19 protein-coding genes are annotated in these 18,456 nt (G+C 61.4%); 4 read left to right on the forward strand and 15 right to left on the reverse strand.

What is annotated here, in order from left to right; translation table 11 throughout:
- Window positions 1-5 precede the first annotated feature (5 nt).
- The 5 genes from AC244Q_RS09690 to AC244Q_RS09710 form a co-directional block, all read right to left on the reverse strand.
- Window positions 6-896, reverse strand: a complete 891-nt coding sequence (locus AC244Q_RS09690) for a LysR family transcriptional regulator (RefSeq protein ID WP_113545072.1) — start codon at window positions 894-896, stop codon at window positions 6-8.
- Window positions 897-1,055: 159 nt separating this feature from the next.
- Complete coding sequence (locus AC244Q_RS09695) at window positions 1,056-1,748, reverse strand: DUF599 domain-containing protein (RefSeq protein WP_017994095.1); 693 nt, start codon at window positions 1,746-1,748, stop codon at window positions 1,056-1,058.
- A 111-nt stretch (window positions 1,749-1,859) separates the two neighbouring features.
- Window positions 1,860-2,816 carry a 5-oxoprolinase subunit C family protein gene (locus tag AC244Q_RS09700; protein ID WP_113545071.1) on the reverse strand — a complete coding sequence of 319 codons (957 nt, stop codon included), beginning with the start codon at window positions 2,814-2,816 and terminating at the stop codon, window positions 1,860-1,862.
- Window positions 2,804-3,511 (reverse strand): 5-oxoprolinase subunit B family protein, encoded by a 708-nt coding sequence (locus AC244Q_RS09705; protein WP_012757486.1) that lies wholly within the window; start codon window positions 3,509-3,511, stop codon window positions 2,804-2,806. The genes AC244Q_RS09700 and AC244Q_RS09705 overlap by 13 nt, the downstream gene beginning before the upstream one ends.
- Window positions 3,512-3,622: 111 nt before the next feature.
- Entirely contained in the window at window positions 3,623-4,402 is a 780-nt protein-coding gene (locus AC244Q_RS09710; RefSeq protein ID WP_012757488.1) for a LamB/YcsF family protein, read from the reverse strand.
- A 298-nt stretch (window positions 4,403-4,700) separates the two neighbouring features.
- Here AC244Q_RS09710 and AC244Q_RS09715 point away from each other — a divergent pair, with 298 nt between their 5' ends.
- The gene (locus AC244Q_RS09715; RefSeq protein WP_017994098.1) at window positions 4,701-5,225 is read left to right on the forward strand and encodes a PAS domain-containing protein; all 525 of its coding nucleotides are present in this window, start codon (window positions 4,701-4,703) and stop codon (window positions 5,223-5,225) included.
- An 84-nt stretch (window positions 5,226-5,309) separates the two neighbouring features.
- Here AC244Q_RS09715 and AC244Q_RS09720 read toward each other — a convergent pair whose 3' ends face one another.
- On the reverse strand, window positions 5,310-6,131 hold the full coding sequence (locus AC244Q_RS09720) for a universal stress protein (protein WP_128406954.1): 822 nt from the start codon (window positions 6,129-6,131) through the stop codon (window positions 5,310-5,312).
- 314 nt (window positions 6,132-6,445) lie between these two features.
- Between AC244Q_RS09720 and AC244Q_RS09725 the strand changes: the two genes are divergently transcribed.
- Window positions 6,446-7,708 (forward strand): MgtC/SapB family protein, encoded by a 1,263-nt coding sequence (locus tag AC244Q_RS09725; protein ID WP_128406953.1) that lies wholly within the window; start codon window positions 6,446-6,448, stop codon window positions 7,706-7,708.
- A 57-nt stretch (window positions 7,709-7,765) separates the two neighbouring features.
- Here the strand turns inward: AC244Q_RS09725 and AC244Q_RS09730 are convergent, their stop codons facing one another.
- Window positions 7,766-8,143 (reverse strand): hypothetical protein, encoded by a 378-nt coding sequence (locus AC244Q_RS09730; protein WP_128406952.1) that lies wholly within the window; start codon window positions 8,141-8,143, stop codon window positions 7,766-7,768.
- A 63-nt stretch (window positions 8,144-8,206) separates the two neighbouring features.
- On the reverse strand, window positions 8,207-8,884 hold the full coding sequence (locus AC244Q_RS09735; RefSeq protein WP_128406951.1) for a hypothetical protein: 678 nt from the start codon (window positions 8,882-8,884) through the stop codon (window positions 8,207-8,209).
- Window positions 8,885-9,143: 259 nt separating this feature from the next.
- Between AC244Q_RS09735 and AC244Q_RS09740 the strand changes: the two genes are divergently transcribed.
- Window positions 9,144-9,770: a TerC family protein gene (locus tag AC244Q_RS09740; protein ID WP_012757495.1), complete on the forward strand. Its 627-nt coding sequence runs from the start codon at window positions 9,144-9,146 to the stop codon at window positions 9,768-9,770.
- Here the strand turns inward: AC244Q_RS09740 and AC244Q_RS09745 are convergent.
- The 3 genes from AC244Q_RS09745 to metG are packed head-to-tail and all read right to left on the reverse strand — an operon-like array spanning window position 9,760 to window position 12,926.
- A complete protein-coding gene (locus tag AC244Q_RS09745) occupies window positions 9,760-10,584 on the reverse strand; it encodes an MBL fold metallo-hydrolase (protein ID WP_012757496.1) in 825 nt (274 codons plus the stop codon). The genes AC244Q_RS09740 and AC244Q_RS09745 overlap by 11 nt on opposite strands.
- Before the next feature lie 4 nt (window positions 10,585-10,588).
- Window positions 10,589-11,371, reverse strand: a complete 783-nt coding sequence (locus AC244Q_RS09750) for a TatD family hydrolase (RefSeq protein ID WP_128406950.1) — start codon at window positions 11,369-11,371, stop codon at window positions 10,589-10,591.
- Between the two features lie 4 nt (window positions 11,372-11,375).
- Window positions 11,376-12,926 (reverse strand): methionine--tRNA ligase, encoded by a 1,551-nt coding sequence (metG, locus tag AC244Q_RS09755; RefSeq protein WP_128406949.1) that lies wholly within the window; start codon window positions 12,924-12,926, stop codon window positions 11,376-11,378.
- 234 nt (window positions 12,927-13,160) lie between these two features.
- Between metG and AC244Q_RS09760 the strand changes: the two genes are divergently transcribed.
- Window positions 13,161-13,949, forward strand: a complete 789-nt coding sequence (locus AC244Q_RS09760; protein ID WP_128406948.1) for a sulfite exporter TauE/SafE family protein — start codon at window positions 13,161-13,163, stop codon at window positions 13,947-13,949.
- Window positions 13,950-13,988: 39 nt separating this feature from the next.
- Here the strand turns inward: AC244Q_RS09760 and AC244Q_RS09765 are convergent, their stop codons facing one another.
- The 4 genes from AC244Q_RS09765 to AC244Q_RS09780 form a co-directional block, all read right to left on the reverse strand.
- Window positions 13,989-15,014: a DNA polymerase III subunit delta' gene (locus tag AC244Q_RS09765; protein WP_128406947.1), complete on the reverse strand. Its 1,026-nt coding sequence runs from the start codon at window positions 15,012-15,014 to the stop codon at window positions 13,989-13,991.
- Window positions 15,007-15,687, reverse strand: coding sequence for a dTMP kinase (gene tmk, locus AC244Q_RS09770; protein WP_017994106.1), 681 nt, complete (start codon window positions 15,685-15,687; stop codon window positions 15,007-15,009). The genes AC244Q_RS09765 and tmk overlap by 8 nt, the downstream gene beginning before the upstream one ends.
- A gap of 131 nt (window positions 15,688-15,818) precedes the next feature.
- Window positions 15,819-17,012, reverse strand: coding sequence for a D-alanyl-D-alanine carboxypeptidase family protein (locus tag AC244Q_RS09775; protein WP_012757502.1), 1,194 nt, complete (start codon window positions 17,010-17,012; stop codon window positions 15,819-15,821).
- 71 nt (window positions 17,013-17,083) lie between these two features.
- The gene (locus tag AC244Q_RS09780; protein ID WP_128406946.1) at window positions 17,084-18,178 is read right to left on the reverse strand and encodes a septal ring lytic transglycosylase RlpA family protein; all 1,095 of its coding nucleotides are present in this window, start codon (window positions 18,176-18,178) and stop codon (window positions 17,084-17,086) included.
- Window positions 18,179-18,456: the final 278 nt, after the last annotated feature.

The following is an 18,456-nucleotide window of genomic DNA, read 5'->3' on the forward strand; positions in this document are numbered from 1 at the left end:
GTTTGTTATGTTTGTGATGACGTGCGCAGCCGCGGCAATGCCCAGTCGACGAAAGCCCGTACCTTCAAGGCGAGAATCCCCTGGCGGGCGTAGACGATATGAATAGGCTGCGGCGCACCGTCGAAATCGCGGAGGATGGGAACAAGCGTGCCGGACGCCAGCTCGTCGGGAACCTGATAGTCGAATAGCCGCGCGATCCCCGCCCCGCCGATGGCCGCCGCAACACAGTTCGCCGCCGTATTCACCTCGAGCCGGTTGCGGGGCACCGCCTCAATCGGCGTGCCGTCGACGTCGAAGGTCCAGAAGAATGTCCGCTTGTTGAAGATGATCCCGTCGCGATCGATGAGATCGCCGGGACGCTCCGGCATGCCATGCCGCTCGAGATAGGCAGGGCTCGCGCAGGTCATCAGACGGAATTCCCCGACCTTGGCGGCATGGAGCGAGCTGTCGGCGAGGTTGCCGAGACGGATCGCGATATCCACCTGCTCGGCCACGAGATCGACCGTGCGGTCGAGCGACAGTAGGTTCAGCGATACCTCGGGATATTTGTCCATGAAGCTCAGAGCAACGGGCAGGACGTAGCGGCTCCCGTATTCGACCGGCATCGTGATCGTCAGCACGCCTCTGGGTGTCTGGTATTCCCCGGACGCCCTTCGCTCGGCCTCCTCCAGATCCGCCATGATCTTTCGGGCGGCGTCGACATAGTCGCGCCCCGCATCGGTAAGCTGAAGATTACGGCTGGTGCGAACGATGAGGTTCGCCCCAAGATGGCGTTCAAGTTCGGCCACCTTGCGACTGACGCTGGGTAAAGGCGCGTTGAGCTTCCTGCTGCCGGCCGAGATGCTTCCGGCGTCGACGACGGCCAGCAACATGCGCATCGCTTCGAGACGATCCATCGGACACCGCCAATACCGCTTATGTGCAACCCAGCCTAAGGCTAGGCTTTAGAACATGATGCCAAAAAGTGTGCGCGTTTTCGAACGGCATCATGCTCTAACTCTCAGATTTAGAACAGGATTCAAATTTTAGGTCGACCGGCCCAAAATCATCCTGTTCTAGTCAAGCAGCTTGCGTATGGCCATGATCCCCTTTGCGGCATCCGACCAGGATTGACGCCAGATCAAAATGCCGACGCTCAGGATGGTCGCAACAGCGAAGGGGATTGGCCCGAGAAACCAGAAGGCGGCTGCGAAGGTGAAGTAATAAGACCGGACGCCGACACTGAACGATCGAAGCGCCGGGTTCAAAACCAGGGTCAGGGCGTTCGTCCAGCCGGCGATGTCCCTCTCTTCATCGCGGGATGGGCTGGCCCCGATCGCCGCCAGGCAGTAGTTGATCTGCCGGACCGCCCAGATGAAATCGGATAAGCCCCGCAGCAGCGTCGCTATGATCAGGAGGACCTTGCATTGGAAAAACCACGCCGGGTCCTGGGCCGCAAACATCGCGATCAAGCCACCACCCGATCCGTAGTTCGGCTCCATGAACAGCGCGCCGCTGAGCCCGACGATGACGATGAGATTGGCGGAGCCGAAGAAGGACGCCGAATTGATCGTGTGCCCAAGGATCGCGGCATCACCGATGAAGTTGTTGTCGCGCGTCAGAACCTCCCGCATCCAGGCGGCGCGAATGCGCACCATGTCAACGGAAAGGCTGTCGTTCTTCCTCGGCCACCCCGCTGCCATCAAAGGCTCGACCGCCACCCAGACGAGAAGGAAGAAAACGATCGCCGCGATGTTCAGAAAATCCATGGTGCCCCCGAACCGAATGTGGATTTTTTCTGAACAGTACTTCGAGCTAACGGCAGCTCCAAGCGTCTATCGCCGCTTTACCCTTCAGATCGACACGTCTATGTTCGCGCGTCATGGTCCATCGCGGACTGCCGCGAGGTAACGGGACATCGTCGCAGCACGAAGCCGAATGTGCTCGATCGCCTGTTGTGGCGTCACGGCCAGGAAACCGACGTGGTCGCGTGGGCGCAGTTGGACGAAAGCGTCCAGATCCGAATCCACCACCGTGGCGATCTTGGGATAGCCTCCGGTCGTCTGGTGATCGGCCAGCAGAATGGTGGCGACGCCGTCTCCGGCCACCTGCACCGAACCCCGCACGATCGCTTCCGACGGCATGTCCAGCGCAGCACTTGGTGCAAGCGACGGACCTTGGAGGCGTACGCCCATGCGGTCATAGGCGTCGCTCAGGCGGAAAGGCGATGAAAGGAAATTCGACAAGGTTTCTTTCGAGAAGAACCGATCCTGTGGACCGACCACCACACGCAGCTCGGATCGCGGTCTTGCGATGACCGGACATGTGATCGGACCATTTCGATCATCCCGCACGTCCGGATCGGCGAGAGTGACCGTCTGACCGGCTGCAAGGCGCCCTCCGCCGAGGCCGGAAAGACTGTGAGTCGACATGCTGCCCAGCCAGGTCTTCGCCTCGATATGACCGGCGAAGGCCAGATACGTCCAGCTTCCCCAATGTCCCGGGCGGATTGCCAGCCGCTCCCCGGCCCTCAGCGTGGCGACCATCCATGCGCCGCGCTTGTCGCCGGCATGCTCTACGATGAAGCCTCCTCCGGCGACGGCAAACGTAACGTCTCCCGACAGGCAGTCGAGAACCAGGCCGCCCATGGAGACTTCGATTGCGGGCTGACCGGCAGGATTGCCGACGGCGACGTTAGCGGCGGCAAACGAGATCCTGTCCATCGGACCAGAGGGCGGAACGCCGTAACGCATCAATCCGTGGCGTCCTCCGTCCTGGACCGCGACGTGAGGACCCGCGAAGTTGATTGCAAGGACGGCTTGGCTCATGCAAGGCACCTCGCGTCGAATTCGGTCCTCGATATGCGGCGGAAACGCACCGTGTCGCCGACGTCGAAAAGGAACGGACGGTCGTTGGACGCGGCATCGAGGATCTTCGTCGGCGAGCGGCCGATGATCCACCAGCCGGTCGGCATGGTGAGCGTGCTGACCAGGCACTGCGGACCGGCGATTAGCACGCTTCCGGCGGCGATGCCGCGAATAGGCGCCGGCTTCCTCGGCTGCTGAATGGCTTTGGGCACGCCTGCAAGGTAAGCGTATCCCGGAGCGAAGCCGTACATGAAGACGCTGTAGTCGCCGGAGAGATGGGCGGATATAACGTCTTCCGGCGATAATCCGCTTGCCTCGGCGATGGAGGCAAGATCGGGCGCAAGATCAGGATCGTAGCAAACTTCGACTTCGCGCATCGCTCCAATCGTCTCTGGAACCTCGGCCCCCAGAAGCTCGGCAATGGCCACCTCCGTCGTCCGGTGATCGGCCATAAGCGGATCGAAGCATACGAGAATGCTGGCATAGGCCGGGACAGCTTCGACGAATCCTTCAAAGGGTGCCGCCTTCAAGGCGGCATCCAACTTGACGACCTGATCGTGGATCCGCTTATCGATGGTCGCGCCAAATTCGACGAGCAACGCGTGCCCGCCCACCGGGCGGTAGTTCGGAACGCTGCCGGACGATGCGGAGGGGTCCTGTGACACCTCAGTCGGCGCCTTCGATCAGAATGAAATCCGCATCCGCGGCCCGCGCGCAGGTCCCGTAGGCGTCCGGATCGGTGACGGTAACCTGGGCGATAAGATAGCCTTTGGCCATCACCTGTTTTCCTGTGTCGGTTGGAGGAATGGTGCCACCTCGATGCCTGCCTTCTGCAATTCCCGGCGTACGTGGACAGCCATGGCAAGTGCTCCTGGGCTGTCCCCATGAACGCAAATCGAGTGCGCATTAAGAGGGATCGGAACGCCGTCGACCGTCGGCATGAGGCCGCTGGACAGGTATCCGATCAATCTCGCTGCCGCCTTTGCGGGATCATCGATCATCGCTCCCGGCAAGTTGCGCGGAACGAGCCGACCCGTGGATAGGTAGCCGCGGTCGGCAAAAATCTCGCTAAAGACGGTCATCCCGGCATCGCGGGCCGCATGCTGCAGCTCTGTCCCGGAGATCGCCAGTATGGCAAGTTCCGGCGAGACCGCTCGGGTTGCGCGGATGATGGCGTCGGCGACCGGCCGTTCGTCGGCCGCCCAATTGGCGAGTGCGCCGTGCGGTTTGATGTAACGGACGCGGGCGCCCGCCAGGGCTGCAGCTCCCATCAGCGCCCCTGTCTGCGTTGCGACAAGCTGCTCCACTTCCCGGATGCTCAAGGGGATCAGCCGTCGTCCGAAACCCTCGCGATCTGCAAAGCCCGGATGGGCTCCGGCGACGACACCCCGCTCGCTTGCGAGGGCAAGCGTCTCCACCATGGTCGCTGGATCCCCGGCATGCCCGCCACATGCGATGTTCGCACTGGTGACGACGTCAAGGATCGCCTTGTCATCGCCCATGCGCCAAGGTCCAAACGCCTCCCCCAGATCAGAATTGAGATCGATTTTCGTCATAATTTCCGTCAACCGTTCGCGCTGGTCTTGTCAGCTTCGTCGCATGCTGGAACGTCGAAGCCGAGGTGGAGCACACCTTCGCCGTGCGCGTCAAGAAAACGACGCTGCTGGCCGCGCGCCACGAGCGTGTTTGGCGGTCTGGGCTCCAAATGTCCTTGCAGTTGCGTCCGATGGAAACGCGGCTAAGATCGGGAATGAATGGTCGACCGCCCTGTCATAGATCGAGCGCGTCGGTTTCTCTCAAGAACCGGGGGACCTAGCCACCCGGCGGCATTGGCGTGCAGACCGGGGATACGAAATGAGTCTTGTCAACAGAGCTTTGGGAACGTCCGAATTTTCCTTTACCGACGAGCCGGGCATTTTCACCTGGGAGCTGGCGACCGACAAGGTTTATGCGGATTCGGCGCTGGCAAACCTCTTTGGGCTTGATCCCGAAGAGACTCTCACGGGGCTGCCGGTCATAAGATACCTCGACCGGATTCATCCGGACGACAAGCCATCTGTCGCCAAGGCGATTTCAGAATCGGTGATCACCGGAAATCCGTATCGCTGTGATTATCGGGTATTTGATCGAAGCGGGCAAATAGTCGCCGTCGCGGCCTTGGGCCGCTGCTTCAGGGATGAAGCCGGAAACCCGTCGCAATATGCGGGCATCGTATTTCCGACGAATGATCACGGGGAGAAAGACGAATTGTCCGCTCACTGCAATGCGGCACTGAAAATTGCGCGGTCATCCGGTCTGCAGACGACGGCCGATGCGCTTGAAGCGATTCTCAAAGAGCTTGCCAAGCCGATGCCTTCAGACGTCGCGCAGGTTCATTGATTCCTTCCAAAGCGTTGATTGTGGCATCAGACTTTCGATGATGGCGATATTGCTACTATCGGCAACGCGCCGCGCGCACCGCAGTTAGTGGCAAAGGACAGTGGGCATTTCGAGGCGTGTCAACAGCGATCGTGTGATCCCTCCCAAGATGAATTCGCGCAGCCTCGAATGGCCGTATGCGCCGGCGACGAGCAAATCTGCCTTGCGTTCCAGGGCTGCGCCTTGAATGACGCTGGCCGGTGAGTCTCCCTTCGCTTGCACGGCTGCGATTTCGACGGCAAGACCAGCCTTCCGAAGCGCAGCCGCAAGGTGATCTCGACTGCGCTCGTCAATCTGCTTGTCATCGGTGACGGAAATCAGGACGACACGCGAAACCCGTTCAAGCAAGAACCTGGCACCCGCCAGTGCCCGCGCGACAGTGGCTCCTCCATCCCAGGCGACGGCAACAGCATCGATCCGGTTGCAGAAATTGTCTGCGGGAAAAAGCAGGAGCGGTCGTCCGCTTTCAAACAGTACGCTCTCGATCAGCGGTCTCATCAGTTCAGATGCTTCCAAAATGGAAAGATCGTATGCGCGCGACAGCACGGCAAGAGTTTGTGCGACAAACGGCTGCCTGACATCGAATGGCTGGATCTCGACCTCGACCTCGGCTTTTTTCGCATAATCACGGAGCGTCTGCCCGAGAACGGTTCCATTGTCTTTACTCAAGCGCTCCGCCTCCGCACGCATTTTGTCTATGTCAAGGAGTGATGGAAATCGCGGCTGAACGGGTTCGATCCTGATCTGCGGTATACTTGCCGTTAAACCGGCCTGTTGGTGAAGGGAAACATCGACAGCATTCTGAAGGAGCGAGAAGGAGCTTGCGTCTGGATAGGTGGCCAGCGGTAAATGGAATTGCGCTTTCATGGCTGAAGTCCTCCCAATGGTTGGAGGTATCATAGCGTAAAGGTGTCTCCCGCGCTTTGATGAAGATCAAGGTCGTTCCACCGCGAAAGCGCGAGCGTGATATTGAACGTCCTCATGAGGAAGGAAGCGGAATTCATAGGGCGAAGCGGCAAAGATCTATGCTAAGCGATGAAGTGCGATCAGCGATTGAATATCAGCACTTCGCGGAGCAGACCCGTCCGGACGCCGCCGGGCAGCAGCTTGCGGATGAACAGCAATGGCATATACGGCGCAGCTGCCTTCGATGAAACGGCCGGCGCGCCTGGACCCATCGGATGATGACATCATTGGTGACGACAGAAGCATTCCAGCGCCTCAGTCTGGCGCTTGCAATCGGCATTCTTGTCGGTATTGAGCGCGGCTGGCAGGATCGTGAGGCTGCTCCGGGCAAAAGAGTAGCCGGTATCCGCACCTATGGCCTGTCAAGTTTCCTCGGCGGCTTCTGCGGTTTTCTGCAGCCTCTGACAGGGCCGATTCTGCCGACAGCCATCTTTATATTCTTTTGCATCACCGTTCTCCTCTTCAGCCTCATGCAGGCGGCACAAGAAGAGGATTACAGCGCCACCGGCACCATTGCGGCCCTGGCGGTTTTTGCGTTGGGCTTTGGCGCGGTCGTGGCGGATATGACGGTAACGGCCGCAAGCGCTGTGGCCATAACGGCCCTTCTTGCAGCGCGGGAGCCGTTGCATGGATTTCTTCGCCGTTTGACCTGGCTTGAACTCAGGGCCGCTCTGATCCTTTTGACGATGACCATCGTCATCCTCCCTATCCTTCCCAATAGGCCGATTGATCCTTGGCAGATAATCAATCCTTTCGAGCTTTGGATGATGACAATCCTGGTGGGAGCCGTTTCCTTTGCCGGTTATATCCTCATCAGGCTGAGCGGCGCCCGCGCCGGAATACTGCTGACGGGGGCCAGCGGCGGCATCGTTTCCTCGACGGCCTTGACGCTTTCCTTCGCCCGTCAGTCGAAGCAGATGCCTGGCCTCTCGCCACTCCTCTCAGCGGGAGCAATGCTGGCGGGAGCCGTTTCTCTCGCCCGCGTGCTTTTGATTTGCGGCGTCATAGCACCGGCAGTTTTCAGGGAGCTTGCTCCATCACTCGCTCCGGCTGCTGCCACCCTCGCCATAGCAGGCGGCTTTGCCGCATTGCTGCAACGCCCGGATGACAGCACCGATTTTTCACCCCGAAACCCGCTCGAGGTGATGGTCGTGCTGCGCTTCGCACTCGTTCTCGCCGTCGTGACAGTCCTGACGCGAATGACCTTGATCGGCTTTGGAACTCAGTCGCTGATCGCCCTTGCATTTATCACAGGACTGGGCGATCTCGATGCGATAACGCTTGCTGTTGCGAAACTGTCATCCGTCCAGCTGCCTGCAGACGCGGCCGCTCGAGCCATAGCGGTCGCCGCTTTCGCCAATCTTCTCGCGAAAACCGTTCTTGCAGCGAGTACGGGGAGCATCGCTTATGCGGTTCGTTTTGCGATCGCAGGTAGTGTCGCGACCTTGGCCGGAGTTGCCGGCTTGGTTTTGGCATGAGCGCATCGGTGTCTGGAACGATATTCGTCCGCATCAGGCAGTCACCATCAACGATCGTCACCGCGGTCTCGCCTCGGAGAAACGACCGGCAAATCCCGCAAGCATGGCCCCGAGCGGAAGACGCCGAACCAGCCTGGCTGCAATGAAGGTTGCGCCGATCGCCGCGGTAAGTTTCAGCCAAGGATATTCGCCGAGCTGGACATGGGCACTTGCATCGACCGATGTGGCTTTGGCTTTGAGCGCCGCTTCGGCATCCTCGCGCAGCGCGCCGATGCGGGCATTCAGCAGCCTGACCTCATGTTGCAGGGCGTTCAGGCTCTCGTCGGCCTTTTCACGCGCAGTTTGCTCAGCGGCGTCGGCGAAGGGTGGATCGCCTTCCGCGATCAGTTCGTCGGGGTCAGGCGCAAGGCCGTGGCGGTTGATGGATGATTGCATCGACGTATCCTCGAATAGGTGAGCGAGAGATGAGGCCCGGCGTTGCGGCCGGGCCTCATGATTTCAATGGTCGCGCCGGAAACCCTGGCTCTGATGAGATCCACCTTGCGATTGGGTTTGGGACTGGTCTTGAGATTGGCGATTGGTTTCGTCCGATGACGCGGTGCCCGGCTCGGGGAAGGTATAGGCACGCACCTTGGCGCTTCCATGCGCGGTGTCCCGCATTGCCACCGGGCGCGCATCGTCAAATGCGCGCTCGGACACGGCGAGGTTTTCCGAGGCTTTGCCGCCCTGCGCCGATCCGACAAACCCGGTATTGGATGCTCCTTGCTGTCTGCCCTCCAACGACCAGAGATCAGCGCGTTCATCCATGTCGATGCTCCCCTCGTCGTCCAGAATATCGTGGACGGTCTCGTAGAGCGCGTCATCGATATCATTGACCTGGACGAGGAAGCCGCCTCGTCGCAGGCCTTCTGCAAAGACCGCGCGATCCTCGTCGGGGAAGAAGAAGTCCGCCAGCGCGTCGAAGACGCCGCTGCGGTCTTCGCTCATTGCGCCGGCATTTTTTCCATCCGCCTCATATCCGGGCATCAGCCTTATTCTCGCAACCGGCACGCCTGCATCCTCGAGACGGGAGACGGCGGATTCGGCCTCCGATTGGTTATCGAAAAATGCGGCAAGGCTGCTGCCGCCTGTCGGGCCTGAAAAGGCCGGGTTGGTATCGTTGTAAATGCTGCCCATGGGACTCTCCTCTCGATGTGCAGATCCAGCAGCCAATACGAAATTCGGCCGGGCGTCTGGCTTCCTGACTTGAAGAACCGGTGGCTGAGTTGAATGTTCCAAGGGAATGGCGATGCTCCGCCGTATCGCCCGCTGTTTCATTGCCGCCTGCCATTTCGGCGCGCAGAGTCGCAAATTGCGCCGCTCGCGAAATCCCTCAGCGGTTGACGGAAAACCTTCGAGACGCTAGCACGGCTTTGATGCATTGGGGATAATTCACATGGACATCTTTACCGCGGCCGGTCTGACGGCTTTGCTGCAGGTCATCGCTATCGACCTCGTTCTCGCCGGCGACAATGCCGTGGTTATCGGTCTTGCCGCTGCCGGCCTCGAGGCCACGCAACGCCGCAAGGCGATCATCGTCGGCATCGTGGCCGCGACCGTTCTGCGTATTCTCTTTGCCAGCGTCGCGGTCTATCTGCTGGCGATCGTCGGCCTGCTGCTGGCAGGCGGCCTGCTGCTGCTCTGGGTCTGCTGGAAGATGTGGCGCGAGCTTCGCGCCGGCCATGGCGAGAACCACGAGGCGGCAGGTGCTGAAGGCGCGCCGAAAAAGACCTTCTTTCAGGCGGCGACCCAGATCGTCATCGCCGACGTCTCGATGTCGCTCGACAACGTGCTCGCCGTTGCCGGTGCAGCGCGCGAACACCCGAGCGTACTGGTCATCGGTCTTGCCTTGTCGATCGCGCTGATGGGTATCGCCGCAAACCTGATCGCCCGCCTGCTCACCAACCATCGTTGGATCGCCTATGTCGGTCTGCTGATCATCCTCTATGTCTCGCTCGACATGATCCACCGCGGCAGCGTCGAAGTGCTGCCTTACGTGCAAGCGAGCGGGTTCAAGCTTTAAGCCTGACCTCGGTCTCGAAGCTCATCTGGTCATACGCCGGCACCACATGGTCCGGCGTCTCGGCCATCACTACGTCGTAGTCGAGCGGCGTGTGCATATGGGTGAGGATCGCCTGTTTCGGCTTCAGCCGGCCGATCCAGTCGAGCGACTGTTCCAGCGACAGATGGCTCGGATGGTAGGTATATTGCAGCGCGTCGATGATCAGCACGTCGAGGTTCTGAAGCTTCTCGACGGTCTGCGGCGGGAAATCGCTGATATCGCTGCAATAAGCCACATCGCCGATCCGGAAGCCGAGCGAGTGGATGTCGCCATGCTGCTGGATATGGGGATGGAAAGCGATCGTGCCTCCGGGGCCGTGAATTTCCAAGGGCGCGTCGAGGTTTTCGATGACGATCGGCAGCACGATCGGCGGGTAATTGCTGCCCGGCGGCGTTGCCAGGCAGTAGCCGAAGGCTTCCCGCAGCCTGTCCATGGTAAATTGGTCGGCAAAGATCGGCACCCGGCGGCGGGTATTGTGAAAATAGCCGCGCAGATCGTCGATGCCATGAATATGATCGGCATGCGGATGGCTGTAGAGCACGGCATCGACATGGTCGGCCCCTGACCTGATCATCTGCTCGCGAAAATCCGGCCCGGTGTCGATGACGACGGTGGTGACACCGCCATCGGGTGCGAATTGCTGCACCATGAAGGCGGCGCGCGTGCGCCGGTTCTTCGGATTGTCGGGATTGCAGGCGCCCCAGTCGCCGGTGATGCGGGGCACGCCCGGTGACGACGAACAGCCGAGAATGGTGAAACGCCGCCGGTAGAGCACGCCGCTAGATCCTCGGCATCTTCGAGAACAGGCGGAAAGCGTTCTCCGTCGTGATCCGCGCGACCTCTTCGGTGGAAAGGCCGATCGTATCGGCGAGCACCTCGGCCGTGTTGACGACATAGGACGGCTCGTTGCGCTTGCCGCGCCAGCGCTTCGGCGCCAGATAGGGCGCGTCCGTTTCCACAAGCAGCCGCTCATGCGGGATCGTCCTGGCGATCTCGCGCAGCTCTTCCGACTTCGGGAAGGTCAGGATGCCCGAGAAGGAGATGTAGCCGCCGAGCGCGACGCCGGTCTTGGCCAGCTCCGGTCCTGCGGAAAAGCAGTGGAGAATGAAGGGGAAGGCCCCCTTCCCGCTTTCCGCGGTCAATATGGCAGCCATGTCCTCGTCGGCGCTGCGGCTGTGGATGACGAGCGGCAGCTGGGTCTCGCGCGCCGCCGCAATATGCCGGCGAAAGCCGGTCTGCTGATCCTCGGGCTTCTGCGTGTCGTAGAAATAGTCAAGGCCGGCCTCGCCGATCGCCACCACCTTCTTATGGGCATTGGCGAGACGCACCAGGTCTTCCGTCTCAATATCCAGCTCTTCGTCGGCATTGTTCGGATGCGTGCCGACCGAGCAGAACACCGAAGGATATTTCTCTGTGATGGCAAGCAGCGTCTCGAGCTTACGCACCCGCGTCGAGATCGTCACCATCTGCGCAACACCGGCCTGATAGGCGCGCGCGACAATCTCGTCCCGCTCCGCCTCGAAGTCGGCGAAATCAAGATGGCAGTGCGTGTCGATTAGCACGGCCTCAAGCCTCCGGAGCCACGTAGCGCGGGAAGACCGGCGTCGGCGCTTCGAGGGTCGTTCCGGCAGTGAGACGGCCGGCTTCGCCGAGGGCAGCAAAATCGCGCTTGTCTGCAGGTGCCGCGACCAGATCGAGCAGCTTGCCTGATGAATCCGGCATGAAGGGTTGCAGCAGGATGGCAATCTGGCGCACGACTTCGGCGGTCACATAGAGCACCGTGCCCATACGCTCCGGATCGGTCTTCTTCAGCGCCCACGGCGCCTGGCCGGCGAAATAACGGTCGGTCTCGGAGACGACCGAAATGATCGAGGCGAGAGCCCGGTGGATCTGCTGCTTACCCATTTCCTCGCGGGTCGATGCATGCAGCGCGTCGACCTCAGCCAGCATGGCCTTGTCCTCATCGCTGAGCGCCCCGCATTCAGGGATCTTGCCATCGCAGTTCTTGACGATCATCGACAGCGAGCGGCTGGCGAGATTGCCGATACCGTTGGCGAGATCGGAATTGATGCGCGTGCCGATCGCCTCTTCGCTGTAGCTGCCGTCCTGGCCGAAGGAGACTTCGCGCAGGAAGAAATAGCGCACCTGGTCGAGGCCGAAATGGTTCACCAGATTGACCGGATCGACGACGTTGCCGAGCGACTTCGACATCTTCTCGCCCTTGTTGAGCAGGAAGCCGTGGGCAAAGACCCGCTTCGGCAGCGGCAGCTTCGCCGACATCAGGAAGGCCGGCCAGTAGACGGCGTGGAAGCGGATGATGTCCTTGCCGATGATGTGCACATCGGCCGGCCAGTATTTCGCCCGCGGGCCGTTCTTGTCCTCGATATAGCCGGTCGCGGTGATGTAGTTGGTCAGTGCGTCGACCCAGACATACATCACGTGGGCGGGATCGTCCGGCACCTTGATGCCCCAGTCGAAGGTCGTGCGCGAGACCGAGAGGTCCTTGAGGCCCGACTTGACGAAGGAGATCACCTCGTTGCGACGCTCGGCCGGACCGATGAAATCAGGGTTTGCCTCGTAATGCGCAAGCAGCTTCTCCTGGTATTCGGAGAGCTTGAAGAAATAGCTTGCCTCTTCCACCCATTCGACGGGCGTGCTCTGCGGCCCGTAACGCACGCCGTCGGCGCGCAGCTCGGTCTCGTTTTCCTGGTAGTAGGCCTCGTCGCGCACCGAATACCAGCCGGCATAGCTGTCCTTGTAGATGTCGCCATTGTCGGCCATCAGCTTCCAGATGTTGCGCGACGTCTCGTGATGGCGCTCCTGCGTGGTGCGCATGAAATCATCGTTGGAAGCGTTGAGCAGCGTCGCCATCGCCTGGAATTCGCCGGAGTTGCGGTCGGCGAGCGCCTGCGCGGTGATGCCCTCGGCGCGCGCCGTCTGCTGCATCTTCTGGCCGTGTTCGTCGGTGCCCGTCAGGAAGAACACATCCTTGCCATCCAGGCGCTGGTAGCGCGCCATCGCATCGGTCGCGATCAGCTCATAGGCATGGCCGATATGCGGCTTGCCGTTAGGGTAGGAAATCGCGGTGGTGATGTAGAAGGGTGTCTTGTCTGTCATGGCGGCCAATGTCCGGCTAACTCTATAAAAATGGTCAGCCGCTCTTAGCGCATGTCACCGTCAAGCGAAACCTCAAGTTTCGCCGCCGCCAATGATTTCCGGACGATGGGGGCGTGAACTTGACTCAGCTTCTCGCCCAATCTACCCGTCTTGGGAAAGAGGGCGGGACAAGAACGAAGTGCCAGTTTTCATCTATCGGAATGGTCGTGCCCGCGCGCCGTCAGGGGCGCTTGCTTGACATTCGAGCCGCTCTATTCGCTTTCCGGCCTGTTCGTCGGCGCCCTCGTCGGTATTACCGGCGTTGGCGGCGGTTCGCTGATGACGCCCCTGCTGGTGCTGCTCTTCGGCGTCCATCCCGCCACCGCCGTCGGCACCGATCTTCTTTATGCGGCGATCACCAAGACAGCCGGTACCGCTGTTCACGGCATGCATGGGCGGGTAAACTGGAAGATCGTCGGCAGCCTCGCAGCCGGCAGCCTGCCGGCCGCCCTGCTGATGCTCTGGCTGCTAGCCGGCGTCGATCGCAAAAGCATCGGCGTGACCAATACGATCACCACGGCACTCGGCTGGCTTCTCGTCATGACCGCGATCATGCTGGTCTTCCGAGGCCCGATCCTCGAATTGGCGCGCCGCGCCGTCGGCGATCGCACACCGCCAAAGCCGACAACCATCCTCGCCCTCACCGTCATTCTCGGATTCGTTCTCGGCGTCCTCGTCACCTTGACCTCGGTCGGCGCTGGCGCGCTGGGGGTGACGATCCTGCTGGTCCTTTATCCCAGGCTCGATGTGCGCGAAATCGTCGGTTCCGACATCGTCCATGCAGTACCGCTGACCTTGATCGGCGGCACCGGTTATTGGCTGATCGGCGAGATCGACTGGCCGATGCTGCTTGCCCTGTTGATCGGCTCTATCCCCGGCATCATCATCGGAAGCCTTCTGGCGCCGAAACTGCACGAACGCACCATCCGCATCGTCCTTGCCGCCACGCTTGCCGTCGTTGCATTGAAGCTGCTGACCGGCTGATCAAAGCGCGATGCCGAAAAGTGTCAGCGGTGACGCGCTTTAGAGGCCCGGCTGCTTGATATCGGCGAGAATGCTGATGATCGTCTGCTTGCGGTCGAGGTTGTAGCCATCGGAAATGGTCAGCCGCTCGGTGATCTCGGAATAGAGCCGCGCCAGCCGCTCCGCCGCCGCGATCTGCCCCTCGCCGGCCGCCGCGCACGCGCGGTTCATGATGTCGTCGCCGACATGGCTGACGAAGAAATCGAAAATCGTGTCGCTTTCCCGGCCCGAAAGCGCGTCGGCCAGCCGATGCATCGCCTTGCGGGCTGTCGGCCCCTCGGCGGCAAGCATCTCGTCATAAGCGGCAATGATCTCGCCGCCGCCGTAGTTCAGGAGTTTCAGCGCCTCGCCGACGCTGCCCTTGGCGGCCGAAAGCACCGCCCCGCCCTCGCCTGATATGCCGAGATGGGTAAGGGCCGCGACGAGTTCATCGTCGGCAAGCGGCGCCAGCTTCAGCGGCAGGCAACGCGAGCGGATCGTCGGCAGCAGCCGTCCCGGCGCATGCGACAGCACCAGGAACAGCGCCCTCTTCGGTGGTTCTTCCAGGATCTTCAGGATGGCGTTGGCCGCATTGCGGTTCATGTCGTCGGCCGGATCGATGATGACGATCCGCCAGTTGCCGGTGCCTGAGGTCTGCGAGAAGAACTTGCCGGCGCGGCGCACCTCGTCGACTGTGATCGCCGATTTCACCTTGCCGGTCTTTTCGTCCACCGGCCGGGCAAGGTGCAGCAGATTATGTGAGGCGCCCGACGCGATCTGCCGGCTGACGGGAGAGGCAGGATCGGGATCGCCGATCGTCTCCGGCGCTGTCTGGGGATCGGGATGCGAGAGCACGTGATTGGCAAAGCGGAAGGCGAGCGTCGCCTTGCCGATGCCCGCCGGCCCCTCGATCAGGATGGCGTGGTGGCCCTTGCCGGACCGGTAGGACTGCGCAAGGAAGGCTTCTGCCTCCGCATGGCCGAACATCCTGGTATTTTCCCCCGGCCAGATGGCGCCGTCGAGCAGTCCGGGCCTTTCCTCACTCATGATGGGCGGCTTCCGGCATTCGCAAACGGCCTGACGGCGACAGCAGCTGTTGGACGATCGCCAGGATCTCGGCGGCGATCGCCTCCTCGCTCTGCATGGCGTTGACCACGTGGCAGCGCTCCGGTTCGCGGGCGGCGATATCGAGAAAGGCCTCGCGCCGTTTTTCGTGCGTTTCCAGCCGCTCCTTCTCGAAGCGATCGGGAGCATCGGCCGCGGCGCGCTTCTGCGCCCTCTCCAGCCCGACTTTGGCGGGGATGTCGAGGATCACGGTGCAATCCGGCATGACGCCGTTGATGGCGATGCGCTGCAGCGTCTCGATGAAATCAGGCTCGAGATTGCCGGTGATGCCCTGGTAGACGCGGGAGGAATCCATGAAGCGGTCGCAGAGCACGACCTTGCCCGATGCGAGGGCCGGCCGGATCACCTCTTCGACATGGTCGTTGCGCGCCGCGGCAAAGAGGATCGCTTCCATCCGCGTGCCGAAGGCTTCGGCAGCTCCCGACAGCAGCACGTGGCGCACGGCCTCCGCGCCCGGCGATCCGCCTGGTTCGCGCGTCATCAGCACGTCGTGACCTTCGCCCTTCAGCGCCTCGGCGAGGCGGCGGATCTGCGTGGATTTCCCCGCGCCTTCCCCGCCTTCAAACGTAACGAACAATCCCGTACCGGATGACAATGACAACTTCCCGCATTCCAGGCGCCGCAAGCGCCTCGTTCCTTCTATCTATCCGAAGATATCACGGAGGAAAACCTTTCGCCGCGGCGACATATTCACCTTTCCCGGCTAATTGCGTTGGATACAGCTCGTCAGACGGGCGCGGGCTTGTCCCAGAGCCAGGAGAAGAACAGCGATTCGCCGAGTTCCAGCATGGCATCGACCGCCCGGCTGCTGAGCGATCCCTCGCCGACTGCCTGCACGGTATAAAGCGGCACTTCCCTGAGCAGCCGGCTGCCTGCGAAAATCCTCAGCGTTCCTGCCTGGGTATCCGGCTTGACCGGCGCCGTCAGCGGCCAGCGATAGATGATGCGCGCCGACAGCCGGTCGGGATTGCTGATCGGGATATAGACGCTGACCGGCGCCTTGGCGACGAGGTCGACGGTACGCGCCGTGCCGCCATAGACGCTGGCAGCACCAATCACTTCCTTCTCGCCGAAGATCTGCCGGTTCTCGAAGGCCGTCAGCCCCCATTCGAGTACGCGTTTCGCTTCCTCCGTCCGCTCCTTGTCGGAGGCGATGCCGGCAAGCGCCACAAAAAGCCGCCGGCCGTCACGCTCAACCGAAGCGACGATCGAATAGCCCTCGCCCTCGGTAAAGCCCGTCGCCAGCCCATCGGCGCCGAGATCGAGCCCGAGCAGCGGATTGCGGTTGCGCTGGAAGATCTTGTTCCACTCGAAATCCGGCTGCGCGAAATAGGGATAGAGGTTTGGATAGGTCTGCTGGAGGGCGGCGGCGAGCGTCACCATCTCGCGTGCCGTCACCTTGCTCTTGCCGTCGGGAAGGCCGGTGGAATTTCCGAACTCGGCCTTCTCCATGCCGAGCTCGCGGGCGCGCCGCGTCATCGACACGGCAAATTGCTGCTCGCTTCCGGCCATGCCTTCGGCGAGGATGATGCAGCTGTCGTTGGCGCCCTGGATGGCGACGCCCTTGATCAGGTCCTCGACGCGCACGCGCGATTTGAGGCTGGCAAACATTGTTGCCGTCCGCGACGGCGCGCCGCCCGTCCGCCAGGCATATTCGGAAACGGGATATTCGGTGTCGAGCGTGATCTGGCCCTTGGTCAGCGCCTCGAAGGCGAGATCCATCGTCATCAGTTTGGCGAGCGAGGCCGGCGAAAAGCCCTGATCCTCGTTTTTGGCGAGAAGCACCGTGCCGGTGGCGGCCTCGATCATATAGGCCTGCGCCGCCTTGGTGGCGAAACCGGCGGCACCGCCATCGGCTGCAAAGGCGCCGGTGGCGAACGGCATCAGGCATGCAAGCAGGCGAAGCGCGGGCTTCAGCATCGCAATTTCCATTTATGGAGCGGCGTATGTCGGGAGGTTAGAGCGAGGGGGTATTCGATGCAATGCCATGCTCAGCGGGCGGCGGACTTTGCGTGCTGGCGCTTGGCCGAGGCAAGGATGGACTCTTGCGTCAGCCCGTCATTGCGCACCATCACCGCGTCGAAGGCGAGATCGACGGTCACCGTCTTCACCTCTTCGTTCTGGTAGCCGAGGGCCAGCGAATTCTGGGGCCGCTCATAGGGCATCGGACCGATTTCCGGCAGCACGACCATCTGGTCCATGACCTGCGCGCCATTGTTGAAGGACGGCGCTGATGGCGCCACCAGAACATGGGCCGCCGGTGCCGCGGCGGCTGCCGCATTGTTGCGGGCGCTCGGCGTCGAGCCGGCATAAGAAGTCGCCGACCTAGGCACCGGCACGTTGGCCGGCGTCTCGTAGTCTTCCGAACTCTGCAGCTGGTCGCGGGTGATCTTGCGGCTGTTGGAGGCGACCATGACGCCGGTTGCGATCTGGCCTTCCGGATTGACGCCGGGAAGGCGGCTGCCCTTCGGCGCGTAGGAGGCCATCAGATAGGGCATGTCGTGGCCGTCCATGCGGGCGCGGCCGACATATTGCACGCGCACTTTGCCGGTGCCGCTGTGCTGCAGATCCAGCATGTCGGCCGTCTTGTTCGAAAGGTCGATGATGCGACCTTCGTGATAGGGGCCGCGATCGTTGACGCGCACGATGACGGAGGAACCACTTTCGAGATTGGTGACGCGCGCATAGCTCGGCAGCGGGAAGGTCGGATGTGCGGCGGAAAGATGCATCTGGTCGTAGACTTCGCCATTCGCCGTCAGGCGCCCATGAAAGGCCGAACCATACCAGGAGGCGACGCCGACCTTGTTATAGGCGAAATCTTCCTTCGGATAATACCACTTGCCCTTGACCTCGTAAGGGTTGCCGACGATGTAGCGGCCGCCGCCCTTCGGGATATTGTTGCCGGTGGCGACCCGCGGGCTCGCCTTCACGCCGTATTCGGATTCGGAGAAGTACTCTTTGCCGTGGGATTTTTTCTTCGGCACCGCCTGTGTCGTGCCGCACGCTGCAACCGTCGCACACATCGCCGAGATCGCCAGCCACCGTGCTGTCGTTGCGAAAGACGCCGCCCCGTAATCCAGTTTCATATGCCCCACGCCGCTCAAAGATCGTTATGGTTAAAGAACCTTGCCCCATCTTGGGCCAACAACGCCTTATTCCCACCCGCCTAACGAGGCTTTAATCTTGCTAACTTCGTGGCAAATTTACGAACGATTTCGCAGCGATAGCGACAATTCTAATGATTATGGTTTATAAATCACTAACAAAAGCCCCGCCGCCCTGCCCTTTCGCCGCCGCAATGAAGCCCGAAATCATCGTGCCGATGCGGAGCATATGGTGAACATCCGGGCGGTTCCGGACGGCC

Source organism: Rhizobium sp. CB2179 (genome assembly GCF_057653455.1).

Bases quoted from the DNA above. Each gene is read 5' to 3' on its own strand.
- AC244Q_RS09720 (WP_128406954.1), bottom strand. From the start codon at position 6,131: ATGAAAGCGCAATTCCATTTACCGCTGGCCACCTATCCAGACGCAAGC.
- AC244Q_RS09735 (WP_128406951.1), bottom strand. From the start codon at position 8,884: ATGGGCAGCATTTACAACGATACCAACCCGGCCTTTTCAGGCCCGACA.
- AC244Q_RS09725 (WP_128406953.1), top strand. From the start codon at position 6,446: ATGATGACATCATTGGTGACGACAGAAGCATTCCAGCGCCTCAGTCTG.
- AC244Q_RS09710 (WP_012757488.1), bottom strand. From the start codon at position 4,402: ATGACGAAAATCGATCTCAATTCTGATCTGGGGGAGGCGTTTGGACCT.
- AC244Q_RS09780 (WP_128406946.1), bottom strand. From the start codon at position 18,178: ATGAAACTGGATTACGGGGCGGCGTCTTTCGCAACGACAGCACGGTGG.
- AC244Q_RS09695 (WP_017994095.1), bottom strand. From the start codon at position 1,748: ATGGATTTTCTGAACATCGCGGCGATCGTTTTCTTCCTTCTCGTCTGG.
- AC244Q_RS09690 (WP_113545072.1), bottom strand. From the start codon at position 896: ATGGATCGTCTCGAAGCGATGCGCATGTTGCTGGCCGTCGTCGACGCC.
- AC244Q_RS09730 (WP_128406952.1), bottom strand. From the start codon at position 8,143: ATGCAATCATCCATCAACCGCCACGGCCTTGCGCCTGACCCCGACGAA.
- AC244Q_RS09775 (WP_012757502.1), bottom strand. From the start codon at position 17,012: ATGCTGAAGCCCGCGCTTCGCCTGCTTGCATGCCTGATGCCGTTCGCC.
- AC244Q_RS09765 (WP_128406947.1), bottom strand. From the start codon at position 15,014: ATGAGTGAGGAAAGGCCCGGACTGCTCGACGGCGCCATCTGGCCGGGG.
- metG (WP_128406949.1), bottom strand. From the start codon at position 12,926: ATGACAGACAAGACACCCTTCTACATCACCACCGCGATTTCCTACCCT.
- AC244Q_RS09715 (WP_017994098.1), top strand. From the start codon at position 4,701: ATGAGTCTTGTCAACAGAGCTTTGGGAACGTCCGAATTTTCCTTTACC.
- AC244Q_RS09740 (WP_012757495.1), top strand. From the start codon at position 9,144: ATGGACATCTTTACCGCGGCCGGTCTGACGGCTTTGCTGCAGGTCATC.